This window comes from Haloarcula sp. 1CSR25-25 (genome assembly GCF_032027985.1).
Lineage (GTDB): Archaea > Halobacteriota > Halobacteria > Halobacteriales > Haloarculaceae > Haloarcula.
The window spans coordinates 125453-143790 of record NZ_JAHYBW010000002.1 but is presented as its reverse complement, the minus strand read 5'-3'; the positions used below and the strand labels follow the sequence as shown (position 1 = coordinate 143790).

The 18338-nt window shown below is 64.1% G+C and carries 22 protein-coding genes; 10 read left to right on the top strand and 12 right to left on the bottom strand.

The features are described 5' to 3' along the window. Positions 1-6 precede the first annotated feature (6 nt). On the top strand, positions 7-324 hold the full coding sequence (locus KZ498_RS05790) for a hypothetical protein (RefSeq protein WP_312617585.1): 318 nt from the start codon (positions 7-9) through the stop codon (positions 322-324). A gap of 36 nt (positions 325-360) precedes the next feature. Here KZ498_RS05790 and KZ498_RS05785 read toward each other — a convergent pair whose 3' ends face one another. Further along, the gene (locus KZ498_RS05785) at positions 361-1170 is read right to left on the bottom strand and encodes a helix-turn-helix domain-containing protein (protein ID WP_312617584.1); all 810 of its coding nucleotides are present in this window, start codon (positions 1168-1170) and stop codon (positions 361-363) included. Positions 1171-1789: 619 nt separating this feature from the next. Between KZ498_RS05785 and KZ498_RS05780 the strand changes: the two genes are divergently transcribed. Continuing rightward, on the top strand, positions 1790-2098 hold the full coding sequence (locus KZ498_RS05780) for a HalOD1 output domain-containing protein (protein ID WP_312617583.1): 309 nt from the start codon (positions 1790-1792) through the stop codon (positions 2096-2098). Positions 2099-2140: 42 nt separating this feature from the next. On the opposite strand, the gene KZ498_RS05775 is transcribed toward KZ498_RS05780, so the two are convergent. Next, on the bottom strand, positions 2141-3901 hold the full coding sequence (locus tag KZ498_RS05775) for a Rieske 2Fe-2S domain-containing protein (RefSeq protein ID WP_312617582.1): 1761 nt from the start codon (positions 3899-3901) through the stop codon (positions 2141-2143). A 75-nt stretch (positions 3902-3976) separates the two neighbouring features. Further along, positions 3977-4489 (bottom strand): hypothetical protein, encoded by a 513-nt coding sequence (locus KZ498_RS05770; RefSeq protein ID WP_312617580.1) that lies wholly within the window; start codon positions 4487-4489, stop codon positions 3977-3979. Positions 4490-4827: 338 nt separating this feature from the next. Here KZ498_RS05770 and dnaJ point away from each other — a divergent pair, with 338 nt between their 5' ends. Beyond that, the gene (gene dnaJ / locus KZ498_RS05765) at positions 4828-5982 is read left to right on the top strand and encodes a molecular chaperone DnaJ (RefSeq protein WP_312617579.1); all 1155 of its coding nucleotides are present in this window, start codon (positions 4828-4830) and stop codon (positions 5980-5982) included. Here the strand turns inward: dnaJ and KZ498_RS05760 are convergent, their stop codons facing one another. Further along, positions 5983-6288, bottom strand: a complete 306-nt coding sequence (locus tag KZ498_RS05760; protein ID WP_312617578.1) for a MazG-like family protein — start codon at positions 6286-6288, stop codon at positions 5983-5985. Positions 6289-6366: 78 nt separating this feature from the next. Here KZ498_RS05760 and KZ498_RS05755 point away from each other — a divergent pair, with 78 nt between their 5' ends. Continuing rightward, complete coding sequence (locus KZ498_RS05755; protein WP_312618500.1) at positions 6367-7116, top strand: hypothetical protein; 750 nt, start codon at positions 6367-6369, stop codon at positions 7114-7116. A gap of 379 nt (positions 7117-7495) precedes the next feature. Continuing rightward, positions 7496-7681: a hypothetical protein gene (locus tag KZ498_RS05750; protein ID WP_312617577.1), complete on the top strand. Its 186-nt coding sequence runs from the start codon at positions 7496-7498 to the stop codon at positions 7679-7681. A gap of 715 nt (positions 7682-8396) precedes the next feature. On the opposite strand, the gene KZ498_RS05745 is transcribed toward KZ498_RS05750, so the two are convergent. Beyond that, positions 8397-9146, bottom strand: a complete 750-nt coding sequence (locus KZ498_RS05745) for a hypothetical protein (RefSeq protein WP_312617576.1) — start codon at positions 9144-9146, stop codon at positions 8397-8399. Positions 9147-9274: 128 nt separating this feature from the next. Here KZ498_RS05745 and KZ498_RS05740 point away from each other — a divergent pair, with 128 nt between their 5' ends. Further along, positions 9275-9943, top strand: a complete 669-nt coding sequence (locus KZ498_RS05740) for a halocyanin domain-containing protein (protein ID WP_312617575.1) — start codon at positions 9275-9277, stop codon at positions 9941-9943. A gap of 15 nt (positions 9944-9958) precedes the next feature. On the opposite strand, the gene KZ498_RS05735 is transcribed toward KZ498_RS05740, so the two are convergent. Next, the gene (locus KZ498_RS05735) at positions 9959-10489 is read right to left on the bottom strand and encodes an SRPBCC family protein (RefSeq protein WP_312617574.1); all 531 of its coding nucleotides are present in this window, start codon (positions 10487-10489) and stop codon (positions 9959-9961) included. A gap of 141 nt (positions 10490-10630) precedes the next feature. Between KZ498_RS05735 and KZ498_RS05730 the strand changes: the two genes are divergently transcribed. Then, a complete protein-coding gene (locus KZ498_RS05730; RefSeq protein WP_312617573.1) occupies positions 10631-10906 on the top strand; it encodes a helix-turn-helix domain-containing protein in 276 nt (91 codons plus the stop codon). Positions 10907-11003: 97 nt separating this feature from the next. Then, complete coding sequence (locus KZ498_RS05725; RefSeq protein ID WP_312617571.1) at positions 11004-12077, top strand: tubulin/FtsZ family protein; 1074 nt, start codon at positions 11004-11006, stop codon at positions 12075-12077. 49 nt (positions 12078-12126) lie between these two features. Here the strand turns inward: KZ498_RS05725 and KZ498_RS05720 are convergent, their stop codons facing one another. Beyond that, entirely contained in the window at positions 12127-13470 is a 1344-nt protein-coding gene (locus KZ498_RS05720; protein ID WP_312617569.1) for an alkaline phosphatase family protein, read from the bottom strand. A 339-nt stretch (positions 13471-13809) separates the two neighbouring features. Then, positions 13810-14343 (bottom strand): inorganic diphosphatase, encoded by a 534-nt coding sequence (locus KZ498_RS05715; protein WP_312617567.1) that lies wholly within the window; start codon positions 14341-14343, stop codon positions 13810-13812. A 295-nt stretch (positions 14344-14638) separates the two neighbouring features. Between KZ498_RS05715 and KZ498_RS05710 the strand changes: the two genes are divergently transcribed. Further along, positions 14639-14998 carry a PadR family transcriptional regulator gene (locus KZ498_RS05710; protein ID WP_312617566.1) on the top strand — a complete coding sequence of 120 codons (360 nt, stop codon included), beginning with the start codon at positions 14639-14641 and terminating at the stop codon, positions 14996-14998. Positions 14999-15082: 84 nt separating this feature from the next. On the opposite strand, the gene KZ498_RS05705 is transcribed toward KZ498_RS05710, so the two are convergent. Genes KZ498_RS05705 through KZ498_RS05695 form a run of 3 tightly spaced genes read right to left on the bottom strand, consistent with a single transcriptional unit; the run spans position 15083 to position 16669 of the window. Continuing rightward, the gene (locus tag KZ498_RS05705) at positions 15083-15637 is read right to left on the bottom strand and encodes a rnhA operon protein (protein WP_312617564.1); all 555 of its coding nucleotides are present in this window, start codon (positions 15635-15637) and stop codon (positions 15083-15085) included. After that, on the bottom strand, positions 15630-16226 hold the full coding sequence (gene rnhA, locus KZ498_RS05700) for a ribonuclease HI (protein WP_312617563.1): 597 nt from the start codon (positions 16224-16226) through the stop codon (positions 15630-15632). Before rnhA ends, KZ498_RS05705 begins: the two co-directional genes overlap by 8 nt. A 47-nt stretch (positions 16227-16273) precedes the next feature. Next, a complete protein-coding gene (locus KZ498_RS05695) occupies positions 16274-16669 on the bottom strand; it encodes a hypothetical protein (protein ID WP_312617562.1) in 396 nt (131 codons plus the stop codon). A 100-nt stretch (positions 16670-16769) separates the two neighbouring features. Here KZ498_RS05695 and nreA point away from each other — a divergent pair, with 100 nt between their 5' ends. Next, positions 16770-18059: a DNA repair protein NreA gene (gene nreA / locus KZ498_RS05690; protein ID WP_312617560.1), complete on the top strand. Its 1290-nt coding sequence runs from the start codon at positions 16770-16772 to the stop codon at positions 18057-18059. 7 nt (positions 18060-18066) lie between these two features. Here the strand turns inward: nreA and KZ498_RS05685 are convergent, their stop codons facing one another. Further along, a complete protein-coding gene (locus tag KZ498_RS05685) occupies positions 18067-18222 on the bottom strand; it encodes a zinc ribbon domain-containing protein (RefSeq protein ID WP_312617558.1) in 156 nt (51 codons plus the stop codon). Between the last annotated feature and the right edge of the window lie 116 nt (positions 18223-18338).

The following is an 18338-nucleotide window of genomic DNA, read 5'->3' as shown; positions in this document are numbered from 1 at the left end:
CCCTCAGTGAGCAACCAGAACCGAATTCAGCCACAGAGTCTGAGCGCCCAGCTCGACGCGGTTCGACACGAGGACCGCCGACAGATACTGTTCGCGCTGCGTGACGTGGAGCGGTGGCAGCCATCTGCCTCGGATTTCGACGGTGACCGATCACTTGTCGGGGAGCCGGCCGTTCCGGCGGAACTCTATCACCGCCATCTCCCGAAACTGGCGGCGACGGGGCTCATCGAGTGGGACCGGGAAACCCACTCGGTAACACGCGGCCCGGAGTACGAGCGGCTCCGGCCGTTACTCGGGTTCCTCTCGAAGTATCGCAGCGAGTGAATGAAAGAGGCTACGACGGCCCGCGCGCATGGCTCGCTAATCCTGTTGTAGTGGCGTCATCTCCACGACGCCCTGCGAGAGGAGCCGGCGCGCGATGACGATGAGTCCGTTTCTGAGTCCGGTCGCGAAGATGGCCTGTTCGTCGCCAGTCTGTGGGTCGATTGAGCTGACGAGCATCGCCGACCGGTCGACGAGCAGGAGTCGTCCGACAGCGGTGTCCTCCTCAGGTATCATCTCACCGTGGAGCCAGTCCAGTTCCGACAGATACGCGGTGGCGCGTGGAATCTCTCGTTCCACGCGGTCCCGTATCGAAGCGGAGCCGCTCCCGACGATGAGTTCGGTGTCCGGGTCAAGCGAATTGAGTTGCTGGATCAGCGAGTCCGTGAGGATGGCTTCGGCACCGATGACGAGCACCACCTCTTCGGTCGCATCTCCGATGATTCCCGCGGCACGGTTCGCTATGGCGTCGGACCCGGTGAGCGACCAGACCTCCTGTAGCGTTGCATCATCGTCGTCGACCTCGATGCTCCCCATCGCGTGCAGTGCGGACTGGAGACGCTCGACGCGCTCCTCGTACTGGTCCTGGAGCGTTTCGGTGGCCTCGGATAGCGGGACGGCTCGGAACTGCTGTGGACTCGAGTGCTGTACCTCGACCAGACCCTTCGCCTCGAGGATTCGGACGGCGTCGTAGACGCGCGTCCGCGGAACCTCTGTCACCTCGCTCAGTCCCTTCGCTGTACCGCTGGACATGCGAGAGAGTCCGACAAAGCATTTCGCCTCGTACTCTTTCAACCCCAACTCCTGGAGTAAACTGACTGCTTCTTCGTGTGTTGCATCAGATTTCATGTGTCCCAACCTTCGTCTCGGTCGAAACCGAGGATATGTAGATGGATGACGCCCACAGGTAAAAGACGTTGTTACTGTAACACTGCCGACTGTGGTCTCAGTTAGCGGTGTTCGGTGAGCAGTTCGCGGCGTGGTGTAGCGAGACGGGGTTCTATCGGTTTTAATCGCCGATGTGTGTCTAAGTTATTTCGGCACTACATTTGAGTTTACTCAGTTAATCACACAACTGTTATACATGCGTTCTGACTATGAGCACCTGGCACGCAGCACTCTATGTGTCCCAACCACAGCTGCTGCGTGCTACTTTCACGAAACCGCGCCTGTGAACCGTAACGAAGGCGTCTCAGTCGTGATGTCCATCGACGAGGGGTGCTGTCAAGTGCACCGTAGCAGTACGCCCCCTGGCCGCGAGATCGCCGCTCTGGGCGATACCACATGAAAATGCAAGCGAATCGGACAGCTATTATGTCAGTTTGTATTTGGGAAACGAGGTACTACCGTAGGATCGCGAATACGTCGCCGATATGTACTCGGATATCAGGTAGTCGCTCGGTACATCACAATTCTAACTGAAAAATTGACAGTAGAATTAAGATGGTAGGCAGACACGTTCCTACCAATGAGTGGGTCCGACGACTGGTCCGACGGGACAGAGGACGACCCAGACGTTCTCCACGCGGAGTTCGACTGGAAGGCCGTCTCGCCCTCGGTCGCGGTCGTTCAGACGGTCGCGATCGCGGCCGACCGGGAGGCCATAGAGCTTTCGCCGCTCATCGAATCGCTGGACCCGGACGCGCTCGATGAGCTGTTCGTGCATGCGGCAGGCCTGGACAGCGACGTATCGCTCTCGTTTCGGTTGAGCGACTACGCGGTGACCGTGACCGGAGATGGGGACGTGTACGTCCACACTGTACACGTCTGTTCGTGACAGCACCGCACCAGAAGCGCCGTCGACGGCACGGTGGCGTATCTAGACCGTCCCGTCGGGCGTGGCCTCGCTCCCGTGGAGTTTCTCGCCCCGGAACAGGCGACGGGCGATGGTGAACGTCTGTTCCCGCTCCCGGCGCGTCGGGAAGTGAGCAGCGAGATAACGGGCCGCCGCGACCAGCGAAAGACGCCGCTCCGCCGGAGTCGTGGCGAACTCGGCCTGTCGGAGGGCAGCCTCCAGGTGCTGCAGTTCGTGAAAGCCCGCATCCTCGCGCAACAATCCCTCGGCAAGCGTCTGCTGGAGCTCTGTGACGGCCCCGCCCGCGTCGAAGTGCTCGCCGACGAGCGCCCCGGCGTCGTCGACCCGGCCCTGCTCGTCGAAGGTTCCCAGGAGGTCATCGCGGATGGCCGCCGGGTCGCGGTCGGACTCGCCGGGTTCGGGCAGCGGCGCGGGCGGAGAGTTCAGGAACCGGTCGAGGTACACCGACATCGCGCCGTCGAAACACGGCCGGTAGGCCGCGGCCGCGTCGGTTCGGGCCGCGAGCGCGTGGGCGGCGTTGGCGTAGCTGAACGTGTGATGGACGGTGTTCCAGTCCGAGAACTCGTTGCTCGTCCCGAACTGGGCCACCCGCCGGGTCGCCGCGAGCGCGACGGCCCGCGTCAGTTGCTCGGCGGTCGCGCCCGACCGGATGGCGTCCCGGAGCGCGTCGACGATGGCGTCGGGGTCGGCCTGCAGGAGCGTCTCGACGAAGTCGTCGGGGCGGTCCCAGGTCCGACCCTCGCCGGCGGCGAGGAGGTCAGGGAGCGCCCTGTGGGCGTCGAAGCACAGCTGTGCCACGTCGACGGGCTGTCGCCACTGGGACCGCTCCTCGCTCCGTGTGGCGTCGGTAAACTGGTCGACGGTCGACGCCAGCACGTCGTCGGCGCGGTCCCAGCCGACGTGGTCCAGCGTCTCGACGGCCTTGTTCACGAAATCCAGCGTGTGGCTGGCGTTCAGATACAGGTGGTCCGTCGCCGCCGCGAGCAGTATCTCGACCACGTCGGCGGGCGGAAGTACACTCGCGGCCGTTCGGAGACAGCGCTGTGCGCCGTCGCTGTCCCGAACCTCACAGGTCTGGCGGAACCACGACTTCAGGCGGGACTTCGAGAGGGCGTCGTTGCCGAGTTCGTACTGCGGGAACCGCGGTGGCTCGCCGGCGCAGTCGTCGGCCACTGCGGTGACGCCGACGTACATCGCCCGGAGCTTCTCGTCGTGGGCCACGTCGTCGTAGAGGTTCGCCATCGCACCCAGCGTCGTCAGGCCGCTGCTCCAGCCCATCGACCGGTAGGTGACGCCGAAATCAAGCGCGGTCGAGAGCGGCGTGTCGAACCCCTCTCCGAGGTCGTCGAGGTGAACGACGGCCTTCGCCGCCACGAGGCCGAGGTTCTGCTGGAGCGAGTCGGCGAGTCGGTTGCGCCAGTGGGTCGCGGGCGTCACGTCAGGTTCGGGGTCGGGGTCGACGAACACCGTGCCGTCCCGAACCGTGACGGGGAACGTCTGCACGTCGTCGGCCCAGGGGTCGAGCGTGTCGCCACAGGCCAGTTCGAACCGGGCGTGATGCCAGTGGCAGGTGAGGAGCCCGTCCTCGACCGACCCCTCGGAGAGCGGGAATCCCATGTGGGGACACCGGTTGTCGACCGCGTACACGCGGTCGTCGTGGGCGAAGACTGCGATGGACCGTCCGCCGACCTGTTCGACGACCGGCGTCTCGTCTCGAAGGCGGTCCAGCGGGACCACTGCCTGATATGCGTCGTCAGCAGACATATGTTAGCATAAGACACGGGCGGGCGTAAAGATTCGCAGGAGCGGGTTCGTGGACGCGATAGGACAGGAGTGCCGTCAACCAGTCTCGTTACCGAGCGTGACCGTGCCGAGCGTGGTCGTCCGCTCGCCGGGCGCACCGAGTGGGCGGCCGGTCCAGCGGACGGTAACGGTGTCGCCGCTGTCGAGATAGAAGCCGACCGAGACGTCGCCGTCGAGGTAGTCACCGTCACCGTCCGAATCCACGCGCGGGTCGTCGACGACGACCGTATCGCCGGACTGGACAGGCAACTGGTCCGCCCCGGCCCACGTCAGCGTGGTCGAACGGTTCCGGTCGGCGTCGGTGACGACAAGTTCCAGGGCGTGTGTGCTGGTGTCCGTGAGGCGGTCCCCGCCGGCGTGAGTGAGCGTGACCGCCCCCGCGTCGGCGTCGAACTGGCCGTCGACGGTGACCGAGGGCGACGCCGTCCGCAGGTCTGCGCCGGGGCCGACCACCAGCGCGACCAGCCCGACGACGGCCAGCGCCGCGAGCCCCCAGACTGCGACTCGCTCGACCGTGACGAGACCTCGGATACCACGCTCTGGACTCATTGCCCGAATCCTCCCCCGGCACGAAAATAAGCGCCCCGGTACGGTCCGAACGTCGGTGTCGAGGTGTTCTATGTACCAGGGCTGGTCAGTGGGACGACGATAAAGAGCCAGAAAGCCCCGATAGGCTGAACTCGGGGGTTTGCTGCGCGTGGTTCGAGAGCGGAGAGCGCTCTCGTCATCCCGAAAGACGCTCTGCGTCTTTCGAACGACAGCGAGCCGCGGGAGTCGATGGCGTGGGGGCTTTCTCGCTGTTCCAGTTTGGGCCAGTACGTCCAATCACTGCTAGTCGGCAACCCGTTCTTTTGAAGTATCTCAATCGTCTATGCCCCGTACAACGAATGAGTCAGGATTTCTACGAGATACTGGGTGTCTCTCGGGACGCCTCCGAAGACGAGATCAAGGAGGCCTATCGGGAGAAAGCCCGGGAATATCACCCGGACGTGAGCGATGACCCCGACGCCGAGGAGAAGTTCAAGCAGGCCAAGAAGGCCAAGGAGGTCCTCACCGACGAGGAGAAGCGCCAGATGTACGACCAGATGGGTCACGAGCGCTTCGAACAGGCCGAGAAGCGCGGCGGGGCCGGTGGCGGCGGCCGCGGCGGGATGGGCGGGGACCCCTTTGGCGGCGGCGCCGGCGGCTTCGATATGCAGGACATCTTCGACCAGTTCTTTGGAGGCGGTGGCGGTGGCCGCGGCGGGCGCGGCAACCGACGGCGACAGGGGCAGGACCTCCAGACGCGACTGGATATCGACCTCGAGGAGGCGTACAACGGCGCGACGAAGCAGTTGAACGTCACCCGACCGGAGACCTGCGACGACTGTGACGGGGCCGGGCATCCGCCGGGCGCCGACTCGGAGACCTGTCCGGAGTGTAACGGGCAGGGCCAGACGACGCAGGTCCAGCAGACGCCGATGGGACGGGTCCAGCAGACGACGACCTGCCGCCGGTGTGAGGGCGAGGGGACGCTGTACGACGAGACGTGTTCGACCTGTCGGGGCAACGGCGTCGTCCAGAACGACGCGAGCCTCGAGGTCGAGATCCCGGCCGGTATCGCCGACGGGCAGACGCTCCGGATGGAACGCGAGGGCGCGCCCGGGGAGCACGGCGGCCCGAACGGCGACCTGCTCATCCAGGTGAGCGTCCGCGACCACCCGGACTTCGAGCGCGACGGCGACGACCTGCAACACCAGCAGGCCATCTCGTTCCCGCAGGCCGTCTTCGGCGACACCATCACCGTCCCGACGCTTGACGGCGAGGTCGAGGTCGACGTGCCAAGCGGCACCCAGAGCGGCGAGGTGTTCCGCCTGGAGGGCAAGGGGATGCCGCGGCTCCGCCGCCGCGGCCAGGGTGACCTCTACGTCCAGGTACAGGTCGTCACGCCGGACAGCCTCAACACCGAGCAGAAGGAGGCCCTCGAACAGTTCGCGGAGGCCGGCGGCGAGGAGGTCGACGTCGGGGAAGGCTTCTTCGAGAAGCTGAAAAACTCGCTGTAATCAGTCGCCGCTGGCCGGCGTTCCGTTCGTGCCGGACTGTCCCTCGTACTTCGCGAGCGCCGAGGAGAGCGCGGCGTCGGCGTCGACGTCGAGTTGTTCACACAGCGCGAGCAACGCGAACAGGGCGTCGCCGAGCTCGTCCTCCCGTATCGACAGCGCCGTCGAATCGGTCCCGTATCCGGTCGACTCGTTGACCTCGGCCGCGATGGCACCGAGCTCAGCGACCACGTCGAGCAACCGGTGGGCGGGCGGCGTGTCGATGTCGCTGTGCCTGAGTACGTCGGCAACCTGTTGTTGTCGTTTCATTTCTAGAGCGTGGGGATGGCCACCTACATCGGCTTTGTGGCCGCGCTGTTTTTGAGCGGTGGGACCGAACGACGACGCATGCAGGTACTCGGTGACCTCGTCGCAGCGGGACGCGACCGCGACGGCGTCCTCTTTCGTTCGCCGGAGCGGGCGACGCCGTACAGCTACTCCGATTTCGCCACGAACGCCTGGAAGGGCGGGAACCTACTGCGGCACTACGGCGTCCGGCACGGGACGCGGGTCGCCGTCGTCGTCGGTCCGAAAGAGCCGACCGACGAGGACCGGCCGGGCTACCTCCGGGACGCGCCGGACGCGCTGCTTGCCTTCCTCGCGGCTGCGCTCGATGGCGCAGTCGTGGATATGGACCCACCGAGTGCGGTCGACGCGACGGCACTCGTCGCGCCGGCGGCGTGGCTCGACCGCTACACCCTGGGCCCGGGGACGAAGGGGCTGGCATACGGCGGTCCGGTCGAGGACCCGACTATCGCCCAGTTCGAGCGGGAACTGTGGAGCGAGAATCCGCTTCAGCCACCGGGTGAAATCACACCCGAGGACGACGTGCTGGCGGCCGACAGAACGTACACCCACGGCGAGCTCATGGCCGAGAGCGGTCGCGTCGCCGCCGACTACGGCATCGACGCGGAGACGACCGTCGCGCTTCGGGCGCCGATGACGACCGCGGGCGCAGTCGTCGCCGGACTGCTTGCACCGATGCGGGCCGGCGCGACTGTGGTGTTCGGCGGCGACGAGACCGCCGACCTCGCAGTCGCTGACGGAGATGTGCCGGAAGAAACCGTGATTCGGCCGGACGACGCGACGCCGTCGTAGCGACCAGTCAGACGTTCGTTACTGGGGTGTTAAGCGGGTCGTGCGGTACTCGCCGTGTTTGACGCCGATGCGGTGTGTGATGGGACCGACCACGAGCAGGCCGCCCATAACCGGCATCACGGTACTCGTCATCATCAGCTCACAAAGGTCCCGACAGCGAGGACATCGAAGAGGACGGTAGATGCGACCGCCGACCTGAGCTCGTCGAGGGTTTGTGCCTAAACTGGTGAAACAGGTTCTCAGACCCTGGTAACGGTGATTCTGGCGTCATGAATAGAGGGTTTCTGTCCAACACTCGGGCAGTGTTGCTTTCACACTAGCACCAGTCAACCTGGCTTACTTTCTTAAAGAATTTATTCGTCCGGGCACAACCGAAGGTATGGATTTTGACTTCGCGACCGCAGTGGCCCCGCTCGTCGTGATCGTCGCCGTTGCGGCGGTCGCGCTCACGTCTGTGATGACGTCTTCGACGGTGTTCATGATGGTGCTGCCCTCGATGATCGTGTTCTCGGTCATCGCGTTCTTCTTCGGGATGAAACACGGCGAGTTCCGCGCCAGTCCGTAGAGTATATTTCGGTCCACGAGGTCCGCAACGTCAACGCACCACTAACCCCGAATTTCGCCGATTCCAAGTGCCCTCAGAGACCGGTACGAGATGTGTACTGACCGATGGAGGTCTGTGAAACCGCGTGCGAAACCGGTGACCGGTACGCACGTCGTATCCATCACCAGCGGTCCTGGCGAGGCTTCGGGAGATGATTACGTCTCACTGTGTTCGGGAAGCGCTTCGTCGGATTTCAGTACAGTTGTCGTGAATACGGTTTGTTCGTAAGGGTGGGTGAGACGGGCGCTCGGTGACCGTCCACTGGCAGTATCACCGTTAACCGCTGCCGGAATCGGTGACTTCGGTGCGTGGAACCGCGCTCAACCGCGAGTACAGCACCCGGCGCCCGATTCAAAGCCCGACCCAGCCGGTCGTACCGCACTCTTCACATTCGATTTTGACGGACCCGTGCTCGTTCCGTGGGCCACGGATAATCCCCCTGGAATCGCACTCCGGGCAACACAACCACTCGTAGATAGAGGTCGTATCTGAATGCGGCATCAGCTACCTGTAGGCATTGGATGGGCAAGACTCCACTCCCCCGATAGTATGGCCGCTATAAACGGTACTCGGGGCCACTCGCGTATAGCTCCCGCCAGAGTAGATTCTCCGTATTCACGGCGACTGATAACAGCAAAACGTCGGAGCCGAGGTCGTCTCGGCGCTGGCTTTGCGGTCACTCGGTCGGGCGGACGAGGTCCGCAAGCGTCACCAGCAGGCCGAGCACCCACCCCAGCGGGATAGAGATGCCGAGCCAGATGAGGACGTAGGCGAGACCCTCCCGTTCGAAGTTCTGGATGAAGAACTCCGCGACGCCGACGGAGGCCAGCACCTCGTAGAGGAACCACCGGGACAGCGAGTCACTCGCGGGAATGACGACGGAGGCGACAGTGGTCGAGTACAGCGCCGCGACGACCGGCGGCAGGAAGACCGCCGTCACGGCGAACGGGTACGCCAGTGCCACCGTCGTCCCGCGGCCGCCGACCCGACGGAAGGTGACGGCGAGCGCGGCCGACAGCGTGGCCACACCGCCGGCCACAGCGACCGCGGTGAACCCCCCCGACACGAGGTCGATGCTTCCCGGTTCGAACCGCGCGAGAGCCGCCAGACCACCCCAGACGAGCACGGAGAGGAGAACGACGCCGATAACGCCCAGGCGCGTCGCCGTGCCGTCGATACGCCGGGTCTGGTATCGCAGGACGACGCCACACAGCACCAGCGGGTAGACCAGCGCGATGACCGGAACCCCGAGCGCGGACCAGAGGCGATAGAGAGCCATCCCGACCGAGGAGTCCGGCGTCCAGGTTCCGAGAACCGTGTCGCTGGCGTTTCGCTGGCGTGGATACACGAGTTCCATCCACGTTTCGTGCAAGCGGTTGAGGTCGATACGGATCCCGCCGACGACCCCGTGGCTTCCGGTAGACATACGGGTGGTTTCGTTCTACCGGCGTTAAATGTTTCACGGCACCGGGGGCTGGCGCGCCGCGACTGCGAGGGCGAACGGCGCGATTCGAAACCGACATATTCAGGACGGGGAGTCCCAAACGGTCAGGTATGACAGACGGTAGAGCGGACGTGTCCCGTCGGGGCTTTCTTCGGACGGCGGCCGGAGCCACGGCTGCGTCGGCCGCTGCAGGCACCGCGACCGCACAGGAAGGTACCGAAGGCGGCGACGGCGGTGGCGGCGGTGGCCCGCCGGATTTCGGCGGGTTCCTCGACCAGGTCGGGAACTTCGACGGCTCGGTCGCCGATGCGACCGGACAGGACTCGGCGACGGTAGAGGTCGGCGTGCAGGCCAACGGCGGGGCCTTCGGCTTCGGCCCGCCCGCGATTCACGTCGACAACGGCGCGACCGTCCAGTTCGAGTGGACGGGCAACGGCGGCGGCCACAACGTCGTCTCGGACGGCGAGGGGCCGCTCGACTCGGGAAGCGCCGTCTCCAGCGCCGGCGTCAACTACGAGTACACCTTCGAGGAGGACGGCATCTACCCCTACGTCTGTGTCCCCCACGAGGGACTCGGGATGAAGGGGGCCGTCGTCGTCGGCACCGACTACCCGACGCAGTCCTCTGGCGGCGGCGGTGGCGGCGGGGGTTCCGGCCCGCCGGAAGTGCCAAACAGCGCGAAGACGCTCGGCGTCGCAACCTCGTTCGTGATGGTCGCGACGCTCGGCCTCGCGTACTTCTTCATCCGGTACGGCGGCGACTACGAGACGCCCGAGTAGCAGTTCGTCGCCGCGTTACACCGAGTCCGGACCCGTGTGAATCTCTAGGTCGACATCCCGCTCCTGTCCTTCGAGGTCCTCGACGACGCGTTCGACGATTTTGGTCGCCTCCTTGCGGATGAGCGGCTTGACTTTCTCGATGACCCAGTCCATCGAGACGAGTCGGGGGAGGTCGACGGCGTTGTCAGAGGCCGACCCGGGGTCGAACGCCACGTGAAACCGCACCCGTGACGAAGTCTCCGCGTCCGCCGGGACGCCGTCCGGGTCAGGTTCGACCGCCCAGTACCCCTCGGCGTCGATGTCTTTGACGATGCGCCAGTCGATGCGCGTCGGGGGCGAGACGTCGGTCACCTCCGACCGAGCGGTGTAGGAGAGCTTCCACCACGAGAACACGAGGTCGTAGTTCGTTCCCGGCGAGCCGTCGCCGTCCTGTACTACGCGGTCGAGATACTCGGAATACCGCGCGTAGCCCGGGAAGTCCAGCAGGAACTCGTATACCTCTTCGGGCGGGACGTGTACGACTGTGCTGACCTCGACTTCGTCCACGTCAGTGACACCGGATGTACCGAAGGTAAACTTTCGGGCCTGGTACCCGGTCCTGGTCGCGTTTTTTGCCGAAACATTTCCACAGAGCATAATCTCGAACAGAAAATATTATTACTCTGTATTGGATACAGGGGAAGTACCATGAGTGCATCCGATGTCCAGTCCGCCGATGCCGACAGCGAACACGAGAAAAGCGGGTGGGACGCCGTTCGCGACCTCCCGCCGAGCGCGAAGCTCGTCGCGAAAGTCCTGGAGTACAACGACACCCTGACCCAGAGCCAGCTGGCCGAGGAGACGCTACTGCCGCCGCGGACGGTCCGGTACGCCCTCTCCCGTCTCGAAGATGTGGGCGTCATCGACTCCCGGTTCTCGTTTGCCGACGCGCGCAAACGGATCTACACGCTCCGTATCGAGTAGCCGCTCGCCCGCTCCCTGCGGCCCCGTTTTACTCTCCCTACCACCCGTTCGCCGTGTGAGGACAACGTTGATTAGTCAGCCTCACGAGACATCTGGTATGAAAGTCGTCCTGATTGGTGTCGGGCAGGCTGGTGGAAAAGTAACCCAGTCTCTCGCCCAGTTCGACTACGACATGGGGTTCGACGCTGTCCGAGGTGCCCTCGCCGTCAACACGGCCCGGGCCGACCTCCAGAACCTCGATATCGATACGGCCCTCATCGGACAGGACCGCGTGAAAGGTCACGGCGTCGGCGGAGACAACGAGCTCGGTGCCCAGATCATGGAGGAAAACGCCACCGAGGTGCTCGACGAGCTCGACGGCCGCATCACGACCGAGGCCGAAGCCATCGTCGTCGTCGCCGGGCTCGGCGGCGGTACCGGTTCCGGCGGCGCACCGATGCTCACCCGCGAGCTCAAGCGCATCTACGAGAAGCCGGTGTACGTCCTCGGCATTCTCCCCGGCCGGGACGAGGGCGGCCTCTACCAGGCCAACGCCGGTCGCTCGCTCAAGACCGCGGCCCGCGAAGCGGACTCGCTCCTCCTCGTCGACAACGACGCCTGGCGGGGCAGCGGCGACAGCGTCGCCGCCGGCTTCGAACGCGTCAACGACGCCATCTCCCAGCGAGTCGGCCTGCTGTTTGCCTCCGGCGAGGCCGTCGAGGGGGTCGGCGAGAGCGTCGTCGACTCCTCGGAGATAATCAACACGCTCAGGGGCGGCGGCATCGCCTCTATCGGCTACGCCAGCGCCGAGGCCAGCGAGGACGCCGGCGAGAACGTCAACACTATCACCAGCGTCACCCGCAACGCCCTCCTTACGAGCATGAGCCTCCCCAACGCGGTCAAGGCCGACTCGGCGCTGCTCGTCGTCGCGGGCGACCCCGAACGCCTCTCGCGGAAAGGCGTCGAGCGGGCGCGTCGCTGGGTGGAAGACCAGACCGGCAGCATGGAGGTCCGGGGCGGTGACTTCCCGCTTGGCTCCGACAGAATCGCCTCACTCATCGTCCTGTCCGGCGTCGAACGGTCCGAACGGGTCGACGAGTTCATGAACCGAGCCCGCGAGGCGGCCAGCTCCCAGGGCACGACGACGGACCCGGACGAGTTCACGAGCGACGAACTTGACGGCCTGTTCTAGGCGCCGCCGTCGGCGGAGAGAGTAGAATCGCTCAACCGAGACGGGTGCCTCAGGCGAGGCTGCTACCGTCGAACTTCGCGCGGTCGAAGTCGTGGTCGAGCAGGTCGAGAATTGTCGGGGCGATGTCGTAGAGGTCGGCGTCGTCGATGCGAACGTCCGGGTCGTCGACCACGAGCGTCGCGTTGTCGAAGCTGTGCATCCCGTTTCGCGGCCCGACGCCGAACACGTCATCGGAGCCTTTGAAGCCGGCCTTCAGGTCGAAGCCGTGGTTCGGGACGACGGTGAGGTCCGGCGCGATGTCGTCGTGGTCGCCGCGGTAGGCGTCTTCCTTGGTGACGACGCGGTCGGCGACCTTCTTGCCGTCAGGGCCTTCCAGTGATTCGAGGCGCTGTTTGAGGTCGGCGCGGACGGACTCGTACATGTCCTTCGGGACGCCGCCGTTCGGTTCGCGGCCCTCTAGGTTGATGTAGAAACGCCCGGGGATGAGCGAGTAGGCCTTCGTGTCCTCGCTGATGTCGCCGAGTTCGGAGTGGTCGTCGGTCTCGTAGTCGAGCCACCCCTCCTCCTGGAGCCACTCGTTGAAGTGGACCTCGTAGTCAAGCGAGGTGAAGCCGTGGTCCGAGGCGACGACCATCGTCACGTCGTCGGGGAGTCGGTCGCGCAGGTCGCCGAGGTACTCGTCGACCTGCTTGTAGAACTCGAAGAACGCCTCCTGGTTCTCGCCGTCGCGCTCGTAGTCCTTGAACAGGAAGTGGTTGACCCGGTCGGTCGTCATGAACACGCCGAAAAACAGGTCCCAGTCGTCCTGTTCGACGTAGTGTCTGAACGCTTCGTAGCGCTTTTCCAGCGTCTTGTGAGCATCCTTGACGAAATCGCTCTTGTCGTCGTCGTGGCCGAGTTTGGCGTTTACGTCGATCCGGTAGTCGCTGTCCTCGAGATGGTCCCGGAGTTCGTCCGGGTAGGCGGCCTTATCGACGCCGGGTGAGAGAAAGCCCGACACCATCCGCTGGACGTTCCGCTGGGGCGGGAAGGTAACCGGCACGTTCAGGACCGTCGCGTTGCGGCCATCGTCGGTGACGCGGTCCCAGAGCCGCGTCGCCTGCACGTCACGACCCATCGGAACGTAGGTATCGTAGGAGCCGACTTCGCGGTCCTGGAAGCCGTAGACGCCCGTTTGGCCGGGGTTAACACCGGTCGTCAGCGCCGGCCAGCAGGCGCTTGATTCGGGCGGGACGATGCTGTCGATGGGGCCGGCGCTGCCTTCCGCCGCCATCTCCGTGAGGTTCGGGAACACGTCGGGGTGGTCGTCGATGAGGCTGAACGGTACGCCGTCAATGCCGAAGAAGGCAACACGCGGTGCGTCGTCGCCCTTCAATCGGTCGAATAATCCCATACGACCTGTTAGTCAGGTCAGGGACAAGAAACTTCTTTTCGGCGGCGCGTCATCGGAAGCGGCAATATCATCGACACGGCGGAACGGTCAGGACGACTGGTCTGCATTCTCTGGAACCACAGTCAGGTGTGCAATACCGGGTGTCGACTGTCGGTCTGTTCGTGGCACGACAGTCGTGTGGTCCAGCACCGTATCCGTGTCATCAGGAGCCATACACGTAGAGATAGCGGCTACACGGTCAAAAAATTACCCATGCTCATACATAATCGGAGACGCCTGCCGGTATTACTTCTGGAAATACAGCGATACGGGACGAAATCGTAGTCCTGGGCGGTACCGTTAGTTGAACTCTTCGTCGTACAGTTCCTGCGCGTGGACGATGGCGTCCTTTGCGGCCGCTTTGTCTTCCCAGCCCTGCGTTTCGACTTCCTTGCCCTCTTCGAGGTTCTTGTAGGTCGAGAAGAACTCGTCTATCTCGTCGAGGGTCTGCTGTGGGATGTCCTCGAGGTCTTCGATGTGGTCATAGCGCGGGTCCTCTATCGGGACCGCGATGACCTTGTCGTCTTGCTCGCCGTCGTCGTCCATCTTCATCATGGCAACGGGGCGGGCCTCGATGACACAGCCAGGGAAGGTCTGGTCTTCGACGAGGACGAGCACGTCGAACGGGTCCTCGTCGTCGTAGTACGACTGCGGAATGAAGCCGTAGTCGGACGGGTAATGCACATTCGAATGAAGAACGCGGTCGAGGACGACGCCGGGAATGTCCTTCTCGTACTCGTACTTGTTTCGCTCTCCTTTCAGGCATTCGACGACAGCGTAGATCTCTTCAGGTGGGTTCGGTCCAGTTTCGAGGTCTTCCCAGAGGTTCGTCATCACCGACGACTGCGCGACGCCGTCAAAAAATCCTTTCGTAATAGCCACAGCTATGAGGTGTTATGTCCTATATAACGCAAACTATCTAGCTGTGGATATTTTCTTAGTATACACCTACTACCGGTAAACGACAATTTGAAAGCACATTGCTGGAAAATCTTTGCAATAGAGGAGACATAATATAAGTTTTCTTGTACTTCCGGGGCTGCTAGCTGTATGGTGGTTACTGCCCTACAACAGGCGTTGTGAGCTAGAGGTAACAAGTGTTAAATAGGTCGCTGACATTTACTCTCCTATGTCAGAGGCACAAGCAGTTACTGACAGTCCGGGCATCGCAAAAGAGCTTACTGCTTTTCAGCAGAACATTCTCGTAATACTTGCTGAAGAGCCGCGGTATGGTCTCGCTATCAAGCGCGAACTCGAAGAATACTACAGCGACGAAGTCAATCACGGTCGGCTGTACCCGAACCTCGACGACCTCGTCGAGATGGGTCTTGTCGAAAAGAGCGAACTCGACAAGCGAACGAATCAGTACTCCCTGACCGAGAGTGGCAAGGACGCAGTCCTCGACCAGCTCGGATGGGTGTTCGGGAAGTTCCTCTCCGATGACGGCCGAGCCGACGAACTCCGCGACCTGATCGCGGCGCAGCAGTAGACTCGCAGCTGGGCACCTGCGAACTACCGTTAATTCTTTCCTAACGCGAACCAGACACCGATTACCGGTGGGTGTAGCGAGGCGTTACGCTTCGGGGACGCGGCCCCCGGCTTCTTCGACGGTGAGACGGATCGACTGTTCGAGGACCGACTGCTGTTTCTCAGTTGGCCAGGCGTTCCGGCGGACGTAGTCGTCCCGAAACTCCTGGATTTCCGCTGGCGTCGCCTCGGAGATGGGTTTCGTGTAGTGGTTGCCCATGAAATCAGCGAGAAGCGCCGCGTTGGCCCCGTGTGTCTCGCCGTGTGCTTCGGCCACAGCCTCCACGACGGCCCGGTTTTCGGCGTCGATCTCCGCCCACGCGTCCGGGTCGCCAGGGCCCGAGAGCCGTATCTCGACGCCGCGGTCGATGTCGTCGACCCGCCCCGGACGGATGACGCCGTCGTCTACCCAGTCGACTGGATGGCAGACGAGCACGTCACCCGTCTCGTCGTTCCGGATACGGGCGGTGTAGCCGTACTCGGCGAGGATTTCGTCGCGTTCGGTCGTGTAGGCGTCCGACTCGGCATCGTCGACCGCTTCGCGGGCGAGTCTGGTCAGCCGTTCGGCCCGTTCGGTCACGTCTGTCGGCAGGTCAGTCATCGTCGAGTGCGTCGTTTGCTAGTTGGTCCGCGCGGTCGTTTATTTCCCGCGGAACGTGCTCGATTTGCCAGTCGTCGAAATCCATCAGCAGTTCCCGCACCCGGACGCGGTTCTCCCGCAGTTCAGGGTCGTTCGTGTCCCACTCGCCCCGGACCTGTTTGACGATAAGCTCCGAGTCACCTCGGATGTGGACGTCGTCGAACCCGTAGTCGCGTGCGACTTCGACCGCTCGGATGAGCGCTTTGTACTCCGCCTGGTTGTTCGTCGCCGTTCCGATGGTCTCCCCGCCCTCCGTGACAATCCCGCCGTCGTCGACCAGCACGTAGCCGACTGCCGCTGGTCCCGGGTTGCCCCGCGATGCGCCGTCGAAATACGCGTGGACGCGGCCGCCGTCACTGCCGCGCAAGAGGGCCTCCAGTTGTGCGGTCCCCTCACCCTGCACGACGACTTTCCCGTCGTAGGCGACTGCCGTCGCGCCGCCGTATTCGGCGCGCCAGCGCTCGTGGTCAGTGTTTCCCTGTTGGATGTCGAGTCCAGAGTCAGCCAGACGCTCGCGGGCCGTCGTCTCGTCGCATTCGATGACCGGCATTGTCCGAGGGTGGCTGACCCGTCGATATAGACGTTGTGGTCGCCCTGTCAGTTCCCGACCTTCCGGCTGATTCGCTCCGCACCGGTCTGGCGCCCCTCTTCACCGCCCAGTATCCGACCCAGGACACCGACCAGCCCGCCGACGGCGATAATGGCCCCGGTGGCGAACATTATCGACAGGATGGGGTCGACAGGCTCGATGAAGATGGGTGAGAGAAACAGGACGATGCCGGACAGGATGGCTATCGCCCCTGCGACGGGGCTTACCTGTTTCCCCGACGAGACGCGGTAGGCGGAATGGGCGAGCGTGACGGCCGCGAGTTCCCCGACGAGAAGGTTGACCAGCGCCTGCTGGTACGCGACCGGGATGAACGCCGAGACGAATATGACAACCATGCTGACAAGCGTTGCGCCGAGCAGGAACCACTTCGTTGTATTTACCATGATTTATAACACCTGTTGTTACTCAACCCAACCCTGTAAGAGTTGCTCTCTCACGGACCGCCGGAAAGGTTCTTATCGGGGAGGACCGAAGGCGTGACAGATGCAACTCGACGAGTTCATCGAGGGGTTCGAGGAGGACGAGGCCGCACAGCGGCGCCGCCTCGCGGCGGAGAAATCCTACGCCATCACGGACCACCTCGAAGACGTCGAGCAGCAGTTCGAGGCGGCACTGCAGGGCGATTCGCTGTTCGGGTCGACGGCCCCGGAGATATTCGTCGGCCGGTCGGGGTATCCCAACGTCTCGACGGGCCTGCTCTCCCCGGTCGATACCGACGCCGCGGCTGCCGGGTTCGCGACCAGCGGCGACTGGTACCAGGAGGGGCTGGGCATCGAGGACGTGCTCCAGCGCCGGACCGGCATGGTGAACTCCACCCAGACGACGTCGGTCGATTCGGTCAGCGCCGGTGGCGGGCGCGGCAGCGGCGGTGTCCACGACGTCTGGAACGGCTTCGTCGGCGTCCAGCGGGAAGTGGCTATCGCGGACCATCCCGTCGACGTGGAGGTCGGTCTCGACGGCACCCCCGAGATGGACGTGAGCTTCGACGACGTCGGGACGCCGACGGGGCCGCGGGCCCACGCGACTGGTGCCGACCTAGCGGAGAACCCACACGTGCCCCGCCCCGTCGAGAAGACGCTCTCGGACGACGACTGGCGCGCGGAGGGCGCGATGGCGTACCTGTACCGCCGGGGCTTTGACGTGTACGACATCAACACCATCCTCTCGGCGGGCGCGCTCGGGCAGGCCAGCGAGCGGTCGCTGGTTCCGACCCGGTGGTCGATCACCGCCGTCGACGACACCGTCGGCCAGTACGTCCGCGGGACGCTGCGCAACGCCGATACCATCGACAAGCCGGAGCTGTGGTACAACGAGTACATGGGGAACCGCTACTGGGTCGTCCTCGCGCCCGGCCGCTGGGAGTTCGAACTCGTCGAGATGAAGGCACCACAGAGCGTCTGGAACCCGCGCCCCGAGACGGGCTACTACATGTCCAGTGCCCACGAGGGCTACGAGGGACGGACCGCCTACGTCGAGGAGACGGCCGGGGCATACTACGCGGCTCGGCTCGGCGTCCTCGAACACCTGCAAGAGCGCGACAGACAGGCGAAGTGTCTGGTGCTGCGGGAAATCACCGACGACTACTGGGCGCCGGTCGGCGTCTGGCAGGTCCGCGAGGGCGTCCGCAACGCCTTCGACGGCGAGCCCGGGACCGCCCAGTCCTTCCGGCAGACGCTGACAGCCATCGCCGACCAGCTCCCAGTGAGTCTCGGACAGTTGCGGCGCAAGTCCGAGCTCGTCGCCGGCCTCCAGTCGCAGCTGAGCGATTTCTAACGCCCCGTCAACTGTCGGTGTGTGTCGGAATCTCGACGAACGCCGGGGTAGCAACTGCCTCGGCACAGACCGGGCACCCGACCGCCAGGAGACGCTCCCGGACGCCGCCGTCGACCGTCGTACACGCACCACAGTTCGGACACGTGAAGCGGTACTCGGGCATGTACGCAGGCACGGACGTGGATGGCCGAAGGAACCGTCCCTCAATCTGAAGGGGGTATAGGTACGGTTGTCTGACCGCCTGAGCGACCGCCGGTACTGTTGTACTCGGAGCCGTTC